4 protein-coding genes are annotated in these 19,837 nt (G+C 75.3%); all 4 read left to right on the plus strand.

Annotated features, from left to right (window positions below; genetic code table 11):
* Nucleotides 1-67 precede the first annotated feature (67 nt).
* Nucleotides 68-2,326, plus strand: a complete 2,259-nt coding sequence (locus ABT093_RS19570) for a hypothetical protein (RefSeq protein WP_350565831.1) — start codon at nt 68-70, stop codon at nt 2,324-2,326.
* A 106-nt stretch (nt 2,327-2,432) separates the two neighbouring features.
* Entirely contained in the window at nt 2,433-2,867 is a 435-nt protein-coding gene (locus ABT093_RS19575; RefSeq protein ID WP_350565833.1) for a YbaB/EbfC family nucleoid-associated protein, read from the plus strand.
* Nucleotides 2,860-3,177, plus strand: a complete 318-nt coding sequence (locus ABT093_RS19580) for a hypothetical protein (protein ID WP_350565834.1) — start codon at nt 2,860-2,862, stop codon at nt 3,175-3,177. The genes ABT093_RS19575 and ABT093_RS19580 overlap by 8 nt, the downstream gene beginning before the upstream one ends.
* Nucleotides 3,178-3,236: 59 nt before the next feature.
* On the plus strand, nt 3,237-19,837 hold a 16,601-nt coding region (locus ABT093_RS19585), incomplete at its 3' end, for an EndoU domain-containing protein (protein WP_350565836.1).

Consider the following 19,837-nt stretch of genomic DNA (forward strand, 5'->3'; position numbering starts at 1 on the left):
GGCCGGCCGCGGAGCGGACCGGCCCGCGCCCGATCCACCGCGCCGATGGGCCGGAAAGGGGTTCACCATGACCACGCCGCCGGATACGTTGCGTCCGGAGAAATGGGAGGACGTCGTCTCGATCTTCGCGTCCTCCACGCAGACCAGCCGTACCGACCGCTCGGCGGTGGCGGGCCCCAGCGCCCCGTGGTGCCCCGGCGACGGCCGGGGGAGCCGCGAGTTCCTCGAAGGCTCCTTCAAGACCTGGGAGAACGGCAGCCAGATCCATGACGCCTGGTGGTCGTGGGACTTCCAGGTCTACGACGGCGCGAACACGACCAGCGGCACGGTCGCCTACGGGATCAACCTGGACTACAGCAAGTTCGGTTCGGGTTCCGAGTTCGACAAGTTCATGCACGACGCGCTCGGGGTCATCGACCCGCTGACCAATCCGCCGTACTCCAACGACCGCTTCGACCCCGCGACCTTCGAACGGGCGGCCCAGGCCCACGAGAAGGCCCGGTACTTCCTCGACGGCTGGATCGGCCGGACCAAGGGCTGGATGGACAAGGTCGACGCCCCTGACGGGGACTGGCAGGGCAGCGCGGCCGGGGCCTTCCACACCGTGCTCGGCGCCTTCTACGGCGAGACCGCGAGCTTCCGCCGCCAGTTGGGGGACAACAAGGTCGAGGCGGCCCTGCTCGCGGTCCGGAAGGACCTCGAAACCGCCGTGTGGGGGCTCAAGAACGGCTGGACGGACTTCACGGACGACGCGGAGAAGCGGACGGTTCTCCGCACGGAGGGGGACTACAAGCTCTGGCACCCGGCCAGCGCGCTGGGCGCGGCCGTCACGGAGGCGTTCGCGCCCTCCACGATGGTGATCACGAACAGTGCCGACAAGGGTGTGAACTACGAGGGGCTGAACGGCGACAAGGCCCACCTCCTCAAGGAGGTCGTGTCCACCTCCGGCCTGACGTTCAAGGTCACCGGCTCCCCGTTCGGCGACCCCGACACCAAGGAGTTCTGGGAGAAGGTCCAGGCGAGGGCCAAGGAGATCTGGCTGAAGCAGGTCGCGGACACCCTGGACGTGGCCGCCGGCAAGTCCCTGCGGACCCTCGAATCCGCCTACAGCACCCTGTCCGCCCACCTGAAGAACAACAAGCCCGACGTGCAGCTGCGGATGCCGCCCCGGACGCCGCCGACCGTCGCCCCGCCCGGCGCGGGCGGAGGCTCCGGCGGGGGCACCGGGGGCAAGGACGGCCCGAACACCAAGGACATCAAGGACGAGCTCGGCGGCGGGAAGGACGGTCCTCCGAAGGTCTCGGTCGGCGGGGGTTCGGGCGGCGGCGCGGGCATCGGCGGGATCGGCGGGATCGGCGGCGGTTCGGGCGGCGGCTCGGGTTCGGGCGGCAGCGGCGGCCCGAAGCCGCCGAGCACCGTCGTCGGGGGCGGCAGCGGCGGCTCGACGCTCCCCACCGGCTCCACCGGCGGCGGTTCGGGCGGCGGTTCGGGTGGCAGCGGCGGTTCGGGGCTGCCGGGCGGGGTCGTCGTCGGCGGGTCCGGCGGCTCGACGCTCCCCACCGGTTCCATCGGCGGCGGTTCGGGAAGCGGTCCGGACCTCCTGCCGGGGATCATCGGCGGGATCGGCAGCGGAGGTGGTGGCGGCTCCGGCAACCGGAACGTCACGGTGCCGCCCGGTTCCCGGATCTCCGAGGGCCGGGTGGTCGACTCCGAGGGGCGCCCCGTGCTGGACCGGAACGGCAACCCGATGGTGGTCGGCCGCGACTACAGCATCGCCCCCGACGGCACCCTGCTGGACGGCAGCGGCAGCCCGGTCTCGCAGTCCCGCCAGCTCCTGGACGACCTGGGCCGCAACTACCTGGAGGAGGGGGACGACCTGCTGGCGCCGAACGACTTCTCCTACGGCGTCGGCGGCGGGTACGGCGGCTTCGGCCTGGGCGGCGGGGCGGGCGGCTCGTCCTCCGGCGGGCTGCTGGGCCCCGGCGGCATCTCGCCGATCACCGGCGTGGGCGCCGGGATGAGCCCCCGTTCGGTCGCCGCGGGCGGCGACCCGGCGGTCCTGAAGGCCGCGGCCGACCAGGCCAACGAACGGCTCGCGGCCGAGCGCGCGGCCCGCGCCGCCCAGGCCGAGCAGGCGGCACTGACCGGACGCCAGGTCAGCACCACCGGCGGCAGCGGCATGCCGCCCATGATGCCCCCGGGCGGCATGGGCGCGGGCGGTCAGGGCGCCAACGAGAAGGACCGCCAGCGCACCACCTGGCTGGCCGAGGACGAAGAGGTCTGGGGCACCGAGAGCGGGGCCGTCGAGGGAGTCATCGGCCGCTGACCGCCCCTGCCCCCGGGGCGCCGGCCCGCCGCGGCCGGCGCCCCGCGCGGCGTCCGTCCACCGGTACCGGCCGTCCGGCCGGTACGAGAGAACGAGGAGCACCACCATGAGCAACCCCTTCGCGGACCAGATCGCGCAGACCATGGAGGCGATGCGCGAGCAGCTCGCCAAGGCCGAGGAGACGCAGGCGGAGCTGGCGAAGCTCACCGCCTCCGTCACCTCCAAGGACCGTCTGGTGACGGTGAAGGTCGGGCCGCAGGGCCAGGTCGTCGCACTGACCTTCCACAACACCGGCTACCGCGACAAGGCCCCGGCCGAGCTGGCCGAGCAGCTCAAGGACGTGCTCAACGAGGCCCGTGCCAAGGTCGGCGAGCAGGTGGCCGCCCGGATCCGGGAGTTCGAGGGCGTGGGCGAGTCCCTGCGGCTCTCGATGACCGGCGGCACCGAGCTGGACGACCTGCTGGAGCCGCTGTGGTCGATGCGCCCCGGCCACGACGACGACAAGAAGGCGTCCCGCAAGCAGGAGGAGTTCGGTGGCTGACGACTCCAATGTGCTCGCGAAGACGGAGTACATGAAGCGGTCGTTCGCCGAGTTCGGCGAACTGAAGGACGTTCTCGCGGACATCCACGAGAACGTCAAGATCATCAACAAGCTGAACAAGTCGGTCGGCGGCAACGACGAGATCGGCAAGCAGTACCACGAGCAGGTCGACGACCCGACCCACAACCTGGAGGAGCTCCTCAAGAAGGTCACCCAGGTGGTCGGCTCGGTGGGCGAGAACGGCGAGCGCCTGTCCGACAGCTTCGACCGCGCCAACGAGGACGCCGGCGCCCGCGCCGCCGGTCTCTAGCACCCGCCGCAGCAGCACCGAAGCACCCCTGGAACAACCGGAAACGGCAGGCCATCCCCGTGCCCTACTCCTCCATCACGGTCGACAAGTCGACGGCCGACTTCTTCAGCAGGGTCACCGGCATGCCCTGGCCGGAGATCGCCGAGGGGGATCTGCGGGAGGTGCGGGACGCCTACCAGCGGATCGCGGAGGAACTGCCCGAGCTGCGGCGGCTGATCGCCGAGGTGGCGAACAAGGCGCGCCAGCAGTTCGAGGGGCAGGCGGCGCGCCAGTTCTCCGAGCAGATGCGCCAGTTCATCGGCGAGACCGGCGGCGCCGACTACATCACGGCGTCGGTCAAGACCGCCGAGGCGCTGGCCAAGTGCGCCAACGACGTGGCCACGGCCGCCGAGTACAGCAAGTGGATGTCGATCGCCCAGCTCGTCCAGTTGCTGGTCGAGATCGCGCTGGCGATCCTCTGGGCGCCGTTCACCTTCGGCGCCAGCCTCGCCGAGGTCACGCTGAAGACCATCCTGACCCGCGAGGTCCTCAAGCAGCTGATGAAGTTCCTGCTCAAGACGATCCTGCTGCACACCTTCGCGGGGATCATGAGCGGGCTCACCATGGACCTGGTCATCCAGAACATCCAGATCGGGCAGGGCAACCGCAAGGAGATCGACAAGGACGCGCTCAAGCAGGCCGTCCTGTTCGGCGTCATCGGCGGTGTGATCTCCGGCCCGCTGAACCTGATCGGCATGGGCCTCGGCAAGCTGCTGGGCCGGCTGCTGGGCCGCAACGGCGGTCGGATCGCCGCCGACAAGCTGACCGACTTCATGATCAACGGTGACCGGAAGGCGCTGAAGGAGGCGCTTGAGGCCGCCGGGAAGTCCGGGCTCAAGGGCGTCACGGCCGGTGCCGAGGGCGGCATCGGCAAGATCGGCGCGGTGGCCGGGAAGAGCGCCACCGAGGGCACCACCAACTGGCTGGACAAGTCGGCCTCCCGGGCCTTCGCACGGGACCTGGGCAAGCTGCTGGAGTCCTCCGACAACGTCCTGCGGGTCGGCTTCGAGAAGGCCGGCTCCAAGGCCGCCGACCGCTTCTCCACCCGGCTGAGCGAGATCTTCGAGAAGCACCTCGGCGGCGTGATGAAGAAGGAGGGCGGAAGCGCCGCGGCCAAGGCCCTCGGCAAGGACTTCGGCGAACTCTTCGTCACCGGCTGGGGCAAGAACACCGCCGAGCACGCGGCGCTCAAGGTCGGCCTCAAGGGCATGATGGAGGTCAGCGGCGACTTCAGCGAGCGCGGCGTCGGCGCGCTCGCCCGCAGGTTCGTCGACATCGCCGAGGACATGCCGCAGGGCAACCGGATGTTCCACATCGGCTACGCGATCGGCGAACAGCTCAAGGAGGGCGTCCAGGGCAACCTGGTCGAGGGCTTCTACAACCTGTTCTTCTCCGAGAAGCACGAGTTCACCACCACCCTGGCCACCTTCGGATCCGGCATGGCCATGGGCCTGATGGCGCGCGGCCTGCACCACGCCGCCTCCCCGGTCATGAGCCGGTACATGGACTGGGTCCGCGACCTGCAGTTCTCCAACGTCAAGCCCGGCGACAGCAAGTACTTCCCGCCCTACCACCCGCTCACCGTCCTGGCGGTGCTCAGCAACCTCTCCGGCAACCCGGCGCCGCTGCTGGTGCCCCGGCTCGGCGCGCACGTCGACGCGAGCGGCACCGAGGTGGAGTCGCCGAAGACCCACCTGACGCCGGAGGAGGAGAACGCCAAGCTGTTCCGCGACGCGTTCGGCGGCGGCATGCTGGGGACGGACCGTCCCGATCCCGCGACCATGACGCCCTCGCAGCTGCGCGGCGAGATCATCGAGGCCTTCTCGCAGGCCAGGGTCGACGGGTACGGCGAGGCGTTCGCCGAAGCGCTCCGGGACATCCACCCGAGCCTGGTGTTCGGCGACGAGGACCTCGTCGCGCTCGGCCTGAAGGACGACGAGGACACCGCCACCCTCGTGCCGGGGGACGACGACAAGGTCACGGTCGTGCCGACCGGCGACGCCGTCCGCACCCAGAGCCAGGACGGCGGTTCGGGCCAGGGCAAGGACGCCCAGGGCAAGGAGCAGCCCCGCGAGCAGGGCAAGGACGGTTCCGCGAAGGAGCAGCAGAAGGCGCCGGGCAGGGCAGCGGGCGACACCAGGCCGCAGCCACCGGTGCGCACCAGCAGCGAGGGCGGCGACACCAGGCCCGGGGACGACGCCGCGAAGACGCCGGACAAGGACAAGGCGGCCCCGAGCCCCACCGGCCGGCCCCGGACCAGCGCGGAGGCGGAGACGCCGGCGGAGCCCGTGCAGCGCCCGAGGCTGCGCCGGACGGCCTCCGACTCCGACCTCGACCGCCTGTCCGCCGAGCACGCCACCGCCACCGCCTCCGCGAAGCCGGAGCCGGAACCGCTGTCGCCGCCGCGCGTCCCGCGGCCGGCCGCCACCGAGACCGACCTGAGCGCGGCGCCGACCGGTACCCACGTCACCACCTCAGCCGGCCCGCTCCTCCCGGGGGCGGACACCACGACGGTGCCCCGCCCGGACTCGCTGTCCGGCCCGGTCACCCCGCTCCCGTCCCCCCGGCAGGACCGCACCACCGACACGCAGGACCAGGACCTGCCCAACGCCCCGGCCGAGAACCCGGTCCAGCCCGCCGACACCCTCCAGCCGGCGCCCGCACCCGTGCCGGCCCCGGCTCCCGCACCCGCCCCGGCGCACCAGCCGGGCGCGGGAAGCACCTCGGACCTGCGCCCCGGCCACACCACCACCCAGGTCCACCCGCCCGCCGGCCCCCGGGCGCAGGGCGAGGCACCGTCCCCGCTGCGCCCGTACGAGGCCCGGCGCGGCACCCTGCCGACCGGGGAACGGGCCACCGAACTGGTCCTGCGGCTGCACCTGGACGACAGCGGCCTGGAGCGGACGCCCCCGTCCGCCCTCACCGCCCTGCGGCGCCGGGCGCTGGAGGGCGTCGACGAGACGTACAACAACGGCCACCGGCTGCCCGACGGCAGTCTGCTGCGGGTCCGGGTCGAGTTCGTCGGCTCGCCGGACGCCGCCCACCACACGGTGAGGCTGCACGACCGCAGCGTCCGCCAGAGCGAGTCCGACTGGGCCGTCAAGGCCGGACGGGACACCCTCGGCCACGAGATCGGCCGGGTGCTCGGCCTGCGCGACGGCTCCCGCGAGGTCTACCGGGACGGCGGTGCCGACCGGCCCGCGCAGGGCCCGACGCCGCGACGGCTGCGCACCGTGGGCCTGGCCCTCGACGACGCCTTCGCCCCCGTCGGCGCTCCGGCCGCCCCGGCCCGGCCGTTGGTCGCCGAGGCGGTCCGCACCAGCTCGCTGTACGGCTCCGGCGGACCGGAGGGCACCGGCGGCCACCTGCTGCGCGACTCCGTGCGGCAGGCCCACGCCGACGGGCGGTTCCAGGAGAACACCAACCGGACGGTGCGGCTGCGGCCCGCGGACGCCGCCGGCGAGCCGGGCCGTACGTTCTTCCCGCCGCACTGGACCGCCGACGAGAGCGTCTACGCCGCCGAGCAGGCGTTCCGCGACCACCGCACCCGCAACCCGGACGCGACCGGCCCCCACTGGGAGGGCGAGTACGCGGGCGTGCGGATCGTGGGCGAACAGAACGACGGCGTCATCACCGGCTTCCGCCCCGACGGCGAGCAGGGCACGCAGCCCCCGCCGCCGTACGCCCCGAAGCGGCCCGACCCGCGCTTCCGGGAGATCACCGAGCGGCCCGTCGAGTTCGGCGACCGCCGGCTGCTGACCGTCGTCCCGCACACGAACCCGGCCGTGGAGCGGCACTACGGCGTGTCGACGGAGACGGTCGGCGCCGTGCACGAGAACGGCACCCGGCGCGGCCGCACCTGGTACCTGGACCCGCGGGTGCCGGTGGACTCCCCGGCGGCCCAGCTCCCCAGCCGCTGGCACCGCGCGGCCGACACCCCGGACCGGCGGTTCTACCCCTCGGGCTGGACGAACGAGCGGGTGGTCGAGGCCCTGGCCGAGCGGCTGGGCACGGGGGAGGACTTCCACCTCGACACACTCGACGACGGGGTGACCGAGCACGTCGTCACCGAGATCGACGGCGTGTGGGTCGAAGCCCTGATCCGGGACGAGGAGATCCTCGACCACCGGCCGACGGACCGCCAGCCGGGGGTGACCGACGCCCGGCCCCACGGCTGGGACGACGCCGCGGAGATCGGCACGTCCGGGCTCTTCGACCGGGAGAAGTCCGACGACCTCCCCGAACTCGGCTTCCGGCGCGTCCTGTTCGACACCGGCCAGGACGGCATCGAGATCGTCGCCAAGCTGCACCTGGCGCCGGGCGAGGGCGTCACGGAGCACGAGCTGCTCCTCGCGCGGCAGCGCCTCCAGGACGACGCCGACGCGCTGGTCGCGAGCCAGGGAGCGCACCCGCCGCTCCGGCTGCGCCTCGACTTCACCGACGACCTGACCAAGGCCCACCCCGTGGTGCTGGTGGCCGGCGCCCGGCCCTTCCTGGACGACCACCTGGCCGTGCTGCTGGAGGCCGACGGCGACCTGCGGGACGTGGCCGAGGGCCTCATGGAGGACGTGCCGGCCCCGATCCCGCGGCCGGTCGCCGGCAGCTTCCTCCCGCCCGCCGACGCGCCAGCCGTGCCGCCGCGCTCCACGGACCGGTCGGCCGACCACCTGGAGCGGTCGCGGGCGGACTTTACCACCGAGGCGTGGGAACGGCCCCCGCGGGAACTCCCGGCCGGCTGGACCGTCGACGACGCCCGGCACGCGGCCCACCTGGCGATGACCGGGATGCCGGACCGGGAGGGCCGTCCGACGATCCGGTTCGCGGGCGCGGACGTCCGGGTGCGGCTGGGCGCCGACGGCCGGATCACCGAGTTCACGGTCGAGCCGCTCGCCGGGAACCGGCCGGACGCGCAGTCCGGGCCGCACCGGGTCCTCGACAGCGCGGAGATCCGGCCGCCGGCCGACGCGTTCGGCCGGACCCTGTCGCTGCGCCGCAAGCAGTCCTTCGAGGCCGTCCGGATCGAGCTGCCCGACGGCGACACCGAGACCGTGCTGCGCCTGCGGGTCCACCTCGACACCACGCGGCTGTCCGGCACGCCGGACCCGCTGCTGGCCCGACGGCTGGACGACCTGCGGCGGAACGCGGTCACCGGCGTCGACGAGCAGTACAACCGCGGCCAGCGCCTGCCCAACGGCGACCTGCTGCGGGTGGAGGTGGACTTCGTGGACACCGCGGAGGAGGCCCACCACACCGTCAACCTGCACCCGCGGTTCGACCGCGCGGACATGAACAACTGGTCCCTGACGGTGACTCCGCACACCATCGCCCACGAGCTCGGGCACCACCTGGGCCTGCCGGACGAGTACCGCGAGGCGTCGAAGCCCGTCCGGGAGGTGAGCTCCGACGGCTCGCTGATGACCGCCGCGGCCACCGGCCGGTACGGCCAGAGCCTGGTGGACATGGACGCCCGGGTCCCGGCGACGGGCTTCCACCCCGCGATCGGGCTGCCCGCGCGCTATCTGCGGCAGCTCGGGTCGGTGGTGGAGGGCGCGTTCGGGCCGGCCGACGGCCCGTCCGCGCCGGGCACCCCGCCGCCCCGGGCGGCGTTCGACCTGGCGGTCCGCAGCGCCGCCCTGTTCGGCGGCCCGGGCGAGTCCGGGGGACACCTCTACCCGCAGCCGGGCTCCGCCCGTCCGCGGCCGGACGTCCTGCCGGGCTCGGAGCACCGCAACGGCACCTTCCGCACCTCGGAGACGGTCCCGCTGCCGCCGCGGCACCTGGAGTCGGCCGGCACCCTGTTCACCGGCCCGGCCGCCACGACGCGGACGGTCACGCGGACGATGTTCCCGCGGCACTGGAGGACCGACGACGCCGTGTACGCGGCCGAGCAGGCGTACCACAGCGCGCGGCGCACCGGCCGGGTGACCGCCGACGACAACGGCGTCCTGCACTGGAGCGGCGAGTACGGCGGCGTGCGCATCGAGGGCGAGATCGTGAACGGCGAGTTCACGTCCTTCCGCCCCGCCCCCGACCAGGACCGGATCCCCGCCACCACCTTCGAGCCGCGCCGCCCCGGCCACCAGTGGTTCGGCGGGCGCGCCGACGAGCAGGCCCGCTTCGGCGACCGCCGGACCCTCACCGGGGCCCACCTCCTGCCGCCCGACGACGTGGCCCGCCGGCACGGCGTCGAGGTGGAGGAACACCCGCTGTACGAGCCGCACGACAACGGCACCTACCGGGCCCGGGTCTGGTACCTGGACCCGGTGGTTGCGCCGACCGCGCCGCTGGCGAGGTCGGACGCGCGCTGGTTCCGCCGCACCGACGACGGCACCCACATGATGTACCCGGACCACTGGGACGTGGCCCGGGTGATGGACGCCGTCCTCGCCGCCCACCGGGACCGCGTCTCCACCGAGCGGCTGCCGGACGGGACCGAGCACTGGGTGGGCACGCACGACGGCGTGGTGATCGAGGGCATCACCCGGGACGGCGTCCACCTGGCCCACCGCCCCTCCCTCGACCAGCCGATCTCCCGGTGGCGGGACGAGGAGGTCGTCCGGCGGTCCGCGCCGACCGACGTCACCCTCGACGACGGGTCCGTGCTGACCGTCCGGCACACCCGCTTCGCCGACGGCCGGCACGGCCTGGAAGTCGTCGCCGGGATCGCCCTGGAGCACCGGATCTGGGACGACGCGGAGGTGCGGCAGATCGCGGAATCCGGCCTCCAGCAGCGCCTGGACCAGGAGATCGGGGACCTGCGCACCGCCGGCGGCGCGCTGGTGCGGGTCGTCCTCGACACCACCGGCACCACCGGGCAGCAGAACCGGATCCGCGTCCAGGACGCCGAGCGGAACCCGGAGGGCCTGCTGCGCCGGCTGCTCGGCGGCGGTGACGACCTCGGGGGCACCCTCACCGCGCTCGGCGACCGGGCCCCGGCGCGGGACTGGACGGACACCGGCCGGCCCACCGCCCCGCCGCTGCGCGAGCCCGGCACCCCGGGCACCGGTGAGCGGCCGGCGACGACCAGCCGCACGGCGGACGACCTCCCCGAACTGGAGCGGGACTTCGCCCTCCCGGCCGACTGGACCCCGCAGGGCTCCGGACTGCCGGCGGGGTGGTCGCGCCAGGACGCCCTGCAGTTCCTGCACGACGCCGACGGGAGCGGCGTGAGGTTCCCCCACCTGGAGCCCGCGGCCGGGACCCTGCCGCCCGGCCACGAGGCGGCCGTCCTGGAGCACCGGGGCATCCGGGTCCGGGTGGACCGGGACGAGGACGGCCGGGTGGTCGCCGTCGACGTGCTGAGCGACCGGAACCACCCGTCGCAGTTCAGCGCGCCCCCGTTCGCGCCCCCCGCCCCGCCGCAGGCCCCGGTCCACCCGGCGGCGGGCGGACAGCACGCCGCCGGGGGCGTGCCGAACCCCAACTCGCCGACCGCACTCCGGCCCGGCGCGGAGACCCGGCGGGTCGACCCGCCGGCCGGGCCCCGGCCGGAGGGCGAGGTGTCGCCGCCGCGCTCGTACCAGGTCCGGCGCGGGCACCTGCTGAACGGTGACCCGGTCACCGAACTGGTCCTGCGGCTGCACCTGGACGACTCGTCGGTGCCGGCGGACGACGCGGGCCGGGTGGCCGCGCTGCGCCGGCGGGTCGACGACGCGGTGGCGCGCGAGTACAACGCCGGCCACCGGCTGCCCGACGGCAACCGCCTGCAGGTGCGGGTCGAGTTCGTCGACTCGCCCGCCGCCGCCGACCACACGGTGACGCTGCACGCCGGCACCGTCCGCCAGGACGGCTCCAACTGGGGCCTGCGGACCGGTCGGGACGTGATCGGCCACGAGATCGGCCGCGCCCTCGGCCTGGAGGACGGCCCCCGCGAGGCCCGTCCCACCCCCGGCACGGACTGGACGCCGCGCCTGCGCGCCGTCGGCGCCGCCGTCGACGGGGCGTTCGCCCCCGACGGCGGGACCACCGCCCCCCACCCCGCCCCGGCCCGGATCACCGACCGGGCCCGCGACCTGTCGCTGTACGGCCTCCTCGGCGAGGGCGGCACCGGCGGCTCGCTGCTGCGGCCCTCCGTCGAGGCGGCGTTCTCCGGCCGGTTCCGCACGAACGCGAACGAGACCGTCCTGCTGCCGGCCCCGATCGGCTCCGGCCAGGAGGACCGGACGTTCTTCCCGCGGCACTGGAGCACCCAGGAGGTCCTGTACGCCGTCGAGCAGGCGCACCTGGACGCCCGGCGTCACGGCGGCGACTCCTCCCCGCACTGGATCGGCGAGTACGCGGGCGTCGTGATCAGCGGCACCCACGAGAACGGCGCCGTCACCGGCTTCCGGCCGCACCCCGCCCAGGGCGACCTGGCACCGCCGCCGTACGCCCCGCGCCGGCCCGCCACGCCGCGCGCCGGCGACCCCGGCGGCCCCGGCGGCCCGGCCCCGATCGGCGACCGGCGCACGCTGCGCCCCGTCCACCACCTGATCGACGGGGCCACCGGCGACGCCCTCGGCGTCCGGACGGAGGTGCTGGGCGAACCCCATCCGAACGGCACCCGGCGCGCCCGCACCTGGTACCTGGACGCGAGGGTCCGGCCGGACTCGCCGCTCGCCGACTTCCCCAGCCGCTGGCACCGCAGCGCGGAGAGCGACGCGTCGCGGCTCTACCCGGCGCACTGGACGCCGGAGCTGACGGCCGCCCTGGTCGAGCCGGCGCTGCTGACCGGCCGGCCGCGCCGCGAGTCGCCGCTGCCGGACGGCCGGACCCGGCACGTCGTCGCCGAGGCGGACGGCGTGTGGGTCGAGGGTCTGGTCCGCGACGGACAGGTCCTGACGCACCGCCCGACCGAACGGCAGCCGGACTTCGTGAACGGCGCCGTCCGGCACTGGGACGACGCCCCCGTCCTGGCGCGCTCCGAGCCGGTCACCCGGCCGGTGGCGCCGGGCGGCCCCGAGGTGACCGGTCGGCGGGTCGTCTTCGCCACCGGGCAGGAGGGCATCGAGCTCACCGTCCGGCTGCACCTGATGCCCGGCCAGGGCATGGGCGACGCGGACCTCGCCGTCCGCCGCGCGGAGCTCCAGGACGCCGCCGACCGGCTGGTCGCGGCCGCGGACCCGCTGACGCCCATCGCGCTGCGGCTGGAGTTCACCGACGACGCGGCCGACGCGTTCGCCGGCATCCAGCTCCGGGCCGACCGGCCCGTCGTCCTGGAGCAGCACCTGCGGCCGCTGCTGGACTCCGCCGGCGGCGCCGGGCTGGAGACCGCGGCGACGCTCCTCGCCCCGCCGCCGGGCGCGGGCCGGCAGGCGCTGGCGCTGCCGTCGCCGGTCCACGGCAGCCTGCGCGTCCCCGGCACCGAGAACCCCGCCGCGCCGCCGCGCTCCGCCGACCTGATGCAGGACCGGCTGGGGGCCGTCCGGGAGTCGCTGGCCGATCACCTCCGGGAGCGTCCGATCGACGGCGTCCCGCCGGCCTGGACGGCCGAGGAGGCCCGGTACGCGGCCCACGTGGTCGCGGCCCGGGGCGTGCCCGACGCCCACGGTGTCGTGGACGGCGTGTTCGCCGGCCACCGGGTACGGCTCCTGATGGACGGGAACCGCGTCACCGACGTCCGGTTCGCGCCGATCGACCGGGGTGACCGGCCGGTGCCGCAGGCCGGACCGCACCGGGTCCTCGCCACCGCGGAGATCCGGCCGCCGGCGGACGCGTTCGGCCAACGGCTGGCGGCCCGCCGCATCCAGTCCTTCGAGGCCACCCGGATCGCGCTGCCCGACGGGGACACCGAGACCGTGCTGCGGGTGCGGCTGCACCTCGACACCACGTCCCTGTCCTCGATGGCGCCCGACGAGCGGGAGCGGGGACTGCGGGCCGTGCGGGCCCGCGCCGCGCGCGGCGTCGACGAGGAGTTCAACCGGGGCCAGCGGCTGCCCGGCGGCGACCTGCTGCGGGTGGAGGTGGACTTCGTGGACACCGCGGAGGAGGCCCACCACACCGTCGTCCTGGACGCCGACGTGGAGCGGGAGCACAGCCACCACTGGGGCCTGGGAACCTCCCGGCTGACCATGGCCCACGAGGTGGGACACCTGCTGGGCCTGCCCGACGAGTACCGGGAGGCCGGGAACGGCCCGGCCCGGGCCGTCCACCCGGACGGCGCCACGATGACCTCCTACGGCGTCCACGCGCTCGGCGACTTCATGACGGACCGCCACGGCATGCTCCCGCCCGAGCGCCTCCACCCCGCGCAGGGCCTCGCGGCCCGCTACCTGCGCCACCTCGGGTCCGTCGTGGACGGCGCGTTCGGCACGACCGGCGGCCCGGCCGGGCCGGGCGCCCTGCCCCGGCGCGCGAACTTCGGCGAGGACACCCTGCGCACGGTGCTGCACGGGCCGGCCGACGGCTCCGGGGGACACCTGTACCCGGAGGCCGGTTCGGCCCGGCCGCGGCCGGAGGTCGTCCCGGGCTCCGAGAACCGCAACGGCACCTTCCGGGTCGCCCGCACCGAGGCCCTGCCGCCGCAGCACCTGGAGTCGGCCGGCACCCTGTTCACCGGCCCGGCCGCCACGACCCGGACGGTGACCCGGACGATGTTCCCGCGGCACTGGACGTCCGACGACGCCGTGTACGCGGCCGAGCAGGCGTACCTCGACGCGCGGCGCACCGGCCGGATCACCGAGCGCGCCGGCGTGCACCACTGGACCGGCGAGTACGGCGGGGTGCGCATCCAGGGCGAGGTGGTGAACGGGGAGTTCACCGCCTTCCGCCCGAGCGCCAACCAGAACCGGGTGCCCGCCCCGGCCTTCGAGCCGCCGGTCGTCCCCCGGCGGTTCGGCGTGCGCGCCGAGACGATCGCCCTCTACGGCGACCGCCAGACGCTCAGCGGCGGCCACCACCGGCCGGACGGCGACACCACGCTGCACCACGGCATCTCGGTGGAGCCGCTGTACGAGCCGCACGACAACGGCACCTACCGGGCGCGCGCCTGGTACCTCGACCCGGTGGTCGCCCCGACCGCGGACATGCGCTCCCTGCCCTCGCGCTGGTTCCGCCGCGCCGACGGCGACGCCCACATGATGTACCCGGACGCCTGGACGCCGAACGAGATCCTCCAGGCCGTCGAGGGTGCCTACCGGAACCGGCCGCACCCGCGGCAGTCGGAACGGCTGACCGAGCACTGGGTGGGCGAGCACCGCGGGGTGCGGATCGAGGGCATCACCCGCGACGGGGTCCACCTCGTCCACCGGCCCTCCTTCGAGCAGCCGATCTCGCGGTGGCGGGCGGAGGAGATCGTCCAGCAGTCCGCGCCGCGCGCGGTGAGCTTCGGCAACGGGTTCGAACTCGCCGTCCGGCACGTCCGGTTCGCCGACGGCCAGTCCGGCCTGGGGATCGTCGCCCCGGTCGAGGTGCGGTTCGCGCCCGGCCTGACGCCCGACGAGCGGGCCGCCCACCGGGCCGCCCTCCAGCGGCAGGTGGACCAGGAGTTCGGGAACGTCCGCACCTCGGACGGCGCGCTGGTCCGGGTGGTCGTGCGACTCGTCGAGAGCACCCACCCGGACGCCCACCCGGTGGACCGCACGACCCCGCCCGACGCGCAGAACCTGCTGCCCCAGCTCGTCGGCGACCGGGCCCTGGCGGCCCGGGTCGTCGAGTACGCGCGCCGGTCCGCGCCGGCCGCGAACTGGACCGACAGCGGCCGGCCCACCGCGCCGGAGCTGCGCGAACCCGGCACCCCCGGCACCGACGAGCGGCCCGCGACGATCAGCCGCACGCAGACCCGGCACCCGGACGTGGCGGACGCCTTCGCCCTCGGCGCCGGCTGGACCCCCCGCGACTCCGGCCTCCCGGCGCCGTGGACCCGGGAGGACGCCTTCCACCTCTTCCGCAACGCCTTCAGGTTCGGCACCCCCTTCACCCCCGACGGCCCGCCGCCGCAGCCGATGCGCGGCGGACTCACCGTGCACCCGGTGGAGTACGGCGGCATCCGGCTGCTGCTGGAACTGGACGTCAACGGCAGGGCCGTCCGGGCCGAGGTCGTCGGCGGCGTGGGCGAGGGCTGGTTCCGCCGGCCCGTGCCCGCCCCGGGCGGCCCGGCGGACGCGCCCCACGACTTCGCGCCGGACGAGCACGGCGACCTGATGGCCCCCGGCGACGGCGACGCGGGGCGGCGGACGCTCCCGCGGCCGGACCCGGACGCCGTCACGACGGCCCCCGCGCAGGACGGCGCGGCGGCGCACACCCCGCTCGCCCGCAACAACCCCTGGCACCGCACCGAGCCCGACGGCACGCTCAAGGGCGATCCGCTGCGCCCGCCGGCCCCCGGCGACGGCGAGTGGCAGGAGGTCATGCACAACGGCGTGGTCCGCGTGGTCCGCGCCGAACTCGACGGCACGGTCGAGGCGGGATCGCCCCTCGCGCTCTTCCCCTCCCGCTGGTCCCGCTCGGTGCTCGACCTGGGCAGCGTCCACTACCCGACCGGCTGGACCGCGGAGAAGCTCGCCGCCCACGTCGGGAAGGCGCTCGAACGACCGGTCGCCACGCGCACGGAGAACGGCGTCCTCTACAAGCTCGGGTTCGCCGACGGCGTGTGGACCGAGGGCATGTACGTGCCGGGCCACGGGACGGGCCCGTCGTCGCAGGACCACTTCCTGGGCCACCGCCCCTCCCCGTTCCAGACGGAGCCGGACCCGCGGTACCGGGCGCGGCCGACGGACGACGCGGCCTCGGCGGCCGCGGCCGCCGAGGCGAGCCGGGGCGCCCTGGTGGACGCGCCCGGCCACGGGCCGGTCAAGGTCCAGCGCGAGCTGAGGCTCGACGGCTCGGAGGTCGTCCGGATCACCGCCCGGATCAAGCTGGTGGACGGCGAGAACGTCACGATGTCCGACCGGATCAGGGCGCAGCGCGGGCTGGACCAGGCCGCCGCCGAGTTCCTGGCCGGCCACCGGGAGGGCCGTACCCGGGTCGAACTCCGGCTGACCTTCACGACGCACGACGACGCCACCGCGGTGCGTGTCGAGGCCGGCGGAGCGCCCACCCTGCGGCAGGTGCTGCCGCGCCTGCACGAGGCGGTGGACACGGACGGTCCGGCCGCCGTGCTGGCCGCGCTCAAGGAGCAGGCGCCGCCGCCGCCGTACACCGTCGCGGGCGAGACGATGCTGATCGGGCGGCGGGGCGGCTTCGCGCCGGCCGCCTGGGACAACCCGACCGAGGGCCGCCACCTGCCCGGGGAGTGGACCGCCGACGAGGCCCGCTACGCGGCTTCCGTGGTCTCCGCCGGGCCGCACCGCGTCCCGGCGGGCCCGGTGCCCCCGGGCGGCACGGCCGCGCCGGTGCTGGTGCACGGGGAGGTCGCCGGGGTGAAGCTCACCGTGCGGCTGGAGAACGGGCTGATCACCGACTTCTGGGGCCAGCCGGACCAGCGCCGGCCGGACCAGTCGGCCGCGTTCCGGCCCGAGCGGCGGCGGGTGATCGCGACCCGCGAGGTGGTCCCGCCGACGGACCCCTTCCAGCTGACCCGGGAGAGCCGGGGCAGGCAGCGGTTCACCGTCACCCGGAGCGTGCTCCCCGACGGTGACACCGAGTCCCTGCTCACCGTCAAGGTGCGGCTGGTCGGCAAGAACCTGGACATGACCGACCCGGTCGTCAGGACCAAGCTCAAGGACCTGATCCGGCGGGCCCGGACCGGGATGGCGGAGGCGTACGACCTCGGCCAGCGACTGCCCAACGGCGACCGGCTCCGGGTGGAGGTCCAGTTCGTCTCCAAGCGTGCCGACGCGCACCACGTGGTCAACGTCCACGCCGTCCAGGAGCGGGCGAACCGGGTGAACTGGGGCCTGGACATCCCGGGCAGGACCATCGCCCACGAGCTCGGACACTCGCTCGGCCTGCCGGACGAGTACCGCGAGCGCTCCAAGCGCCCGAGCCGCCCGACCGCGACGGACGGCGGGATCATGGGCGCCACCGCCGCCGACCGGTTCGGCCGGGTCCCGCTCGACATGGACAACCACTCCGGGGGGACGCCCAGTCCCCGGCCGGTGCTGCGCGCACGGAACCTGCGGCAGCTGGGCGAGGAGATCGACAGGGCGTTCGGGGAGGACCGGGGGCCCGCCGGGGACGGCGTCCACCCGACGCGCCCCCGGGTGACCGGCCTGGCCCTGCACACCTCGCTGTACGGGACCCTGACCCGGGACAGCCTGCGGGTCCCGGGCGCCGGGCGCGACGGCGGCGGCCACCTGTTCCCGCCGCCCGGCTCCGACCGGCCCCGGCCCGAGCGGATCCCCGGCTCGGAGAACCGCAACGGCACCTTCCGGGTGTACGACCGCCCCGCCGACGACGGGCGGACCGGCCGGAGCGAGCTGGCCGGCGACCTGGCGCTCCCGCCGCGGGCGCCGGACCGCGGGCGCACGATGTTCCCGGCGCACTGGACCTCCGCCGACGCGGGCTACGCGGCCGAGCAGGCGTACCAGCACGCGCTGCGCCGGGGCCCGGACGCGTTCACCGAACTCGGCCCGGTCTCCTGGGCGTGGACGGGCGAGTACGGCGGCGTGCGGATCGAGGGCCGGACCACGGTCCGGGTCGAGAACGGCGCCAGGGTGGCGGAGATCGTCTCCTTCCGCCCGTCCGACGACCAGGGCGGACTCGGCCCGGCCGTGCACATGCCGTGGCGCCCGGCCACGGACGTCTTCGGCCAGCGGGTCTCGGACCTGGTCCGCTACGGCGACCGGCAGACCCTCAGCGGCGTCCACCACCGGCCGCCGGACCGGCTGTCGACCCCGGGCGGGGTGGTGCTGGCCGGTGAGCGGATGGGCATCAGGATCGAGAACCCCTCGCGGCCCAACCCCAACGGGACCTACCGGGCCGTCGTCCGCTACCTCGACCCCACGGTCTCCCCGGAAGCCCCGCTGGCGCAGTTCCCCACCCGCTGGCACCGGCGCACCGACCGGTCGTACAACATGTTCTACCCGGACGCGTGGACGCACAGCCAGGTCGTGACCGCCGTCGACACGGCCTACCGGACCCGCAATCCCGCCAACGACCGGATCGTCGACGGCGCCGTCCACTGGACCGGCGTCGCCGACGGCGTCCGGATCGAGGGCATCACCCGGGACGGCCGCCACCTGATCCACCGTCCGGCGGAGAACCAGTCCGCGGTCGGGTCGCACCGGGTCGCGGCCCTGGTCGCCCCGCTCGCCGAGCCCACCCCGCCCGGTACCGGCCGCCGCCCCCTCGTGGTCTCGGACCTGGCCCCGAGCCGGCTGCCGCGCAGCGGTTTCGCCCGGGACCTCGCCGGGACGGCCGGCCGCGGACTGCCGCGGGAGTGGACGGAGGTCGAGCGGCGCTACGCGGCGTACCACGGGAAGCCGGTCGGGGCCGAGACGCGGACGCCCGACGGCGGCTACCGCGTCCGGGTGCGGTTCGCCGAGGTCGAGATCACGGTGGTGCGGAACGCGGAGCGCCGGATCGTCGACTTCGCGGTCGCGGACGGGCACACCCCGCCGCCGCAGCGCCACGTCGCGGTGCCCGACCCGCTCCGGCGACAGCCGGCCGGTCCCGGGGCGGAGGGGACGGAGCACGCCGCCCCCCGGCGCCCCGCTCCGCAGGACGAGGACGGCGACGTCCCGCGCACCGACGACGAGGACGACGAGCCGTCCGACGGGGAGATGTCCGACGGGGAGCTGTCCGACGGGGAGCTGTCCGACGACATGGACTGGCAGTCCGACTCCGGCGAGCACCCCGGGAACGGGGACGCGCCGGGTGGGCCGCTCATGGACCTCGACGACCCCTTGCCGCCGGCCAGGGTCCGGCCGGCCTTCGAGGCGCCGGCCCCGGACCTCCGCTTCGCCATGCTCTTCGACCCGGCCGAGGTCCGCCCGCCCGCGAACCAGGCCGAGCACAGCAGCACCTCCACCCGCCACCGCGGCTTCCAGGCCGCCCGCGGCGTGCTGCTGGACGGCCGGCCGGCCGTCCAGGTCGTGGTGCGCATCCACCTCGACACCACCGGCATGCCGCCCGGGAACCACGGCACGGAGCTGCGGGACCTGCGCGACCGCGCCCGCCAGGGCATCGACGAGTACTACAACACCGGGCACCGGCTGCCCGACGGCGACGTCCTGGTGGTCCGGGCCGAGTTCGTCGACGACCCGGCCCGGTCGCACCACCGGATCCAGGTCCTGCCCGGGACCGGGAACGAGCACTCCGGCCTCTGGCACCTGGAGAGCGACCGGCACGTGCTCGCCCACGAGTTCGGCCACCTGCTCGGCCTGCCCGACGAGTACCGCTCGCGGCGGCTCCTGCAGGCGGACGCCGGCGGCACCGTCAGCACGGCGGGGTACCGCGCCCGGCCGGCCCACTCCGACGCCTCGCTGATGGCCGGCACCGAGGGGTTCCAGGGTCAGCCCCGGATCGACGGGGACGCCGGAACCTACGTGAGCGACACCTCGCTGCGGTTCGCGCTCGCGCCGCGCAACCTGCGCGAGCTGGGCCGGGCGATCGAGGCGGCCCTCGGCTCGGACCACCTCCTGCCGGGCCTCCACGACCTCCCGCGCCGGGCTTCCTTCGGCCTGGACGCGCGGCGGTCCTCGCTGGAGGGTGACACCCGGACGCCGGGCGGCCACCTGCTGGTGCCGGCCGGCTCCGACCG

The sequence above is a fragment of the Kitasatospora sp. NPDC002551 genome (assembly GCF_040296005.1).
Taxonomy (GTDB): Bacteria; Actinomycetota; Actinomycetes; order Streptomycetales; family Streptomycetaceae; genus Kitasatospora.

Excerpts from the sequence above, each read along its gene's own strand:
- ABT093_RS19575 (WP_350565833.1), top strand. The coding sequence starts at position 2,433 with ATGAGCAACCCCTTCGCGGACCAGATCGCGCAGACCATGGAGGCGATG.
- ABT093_RS19570 (WP_350565831.1), top strand. The coding sequence starts at position 68 with ATGACCACGCCGCCGGATACGTTGCGTCCGGAGAAATGGGAGGACGTC.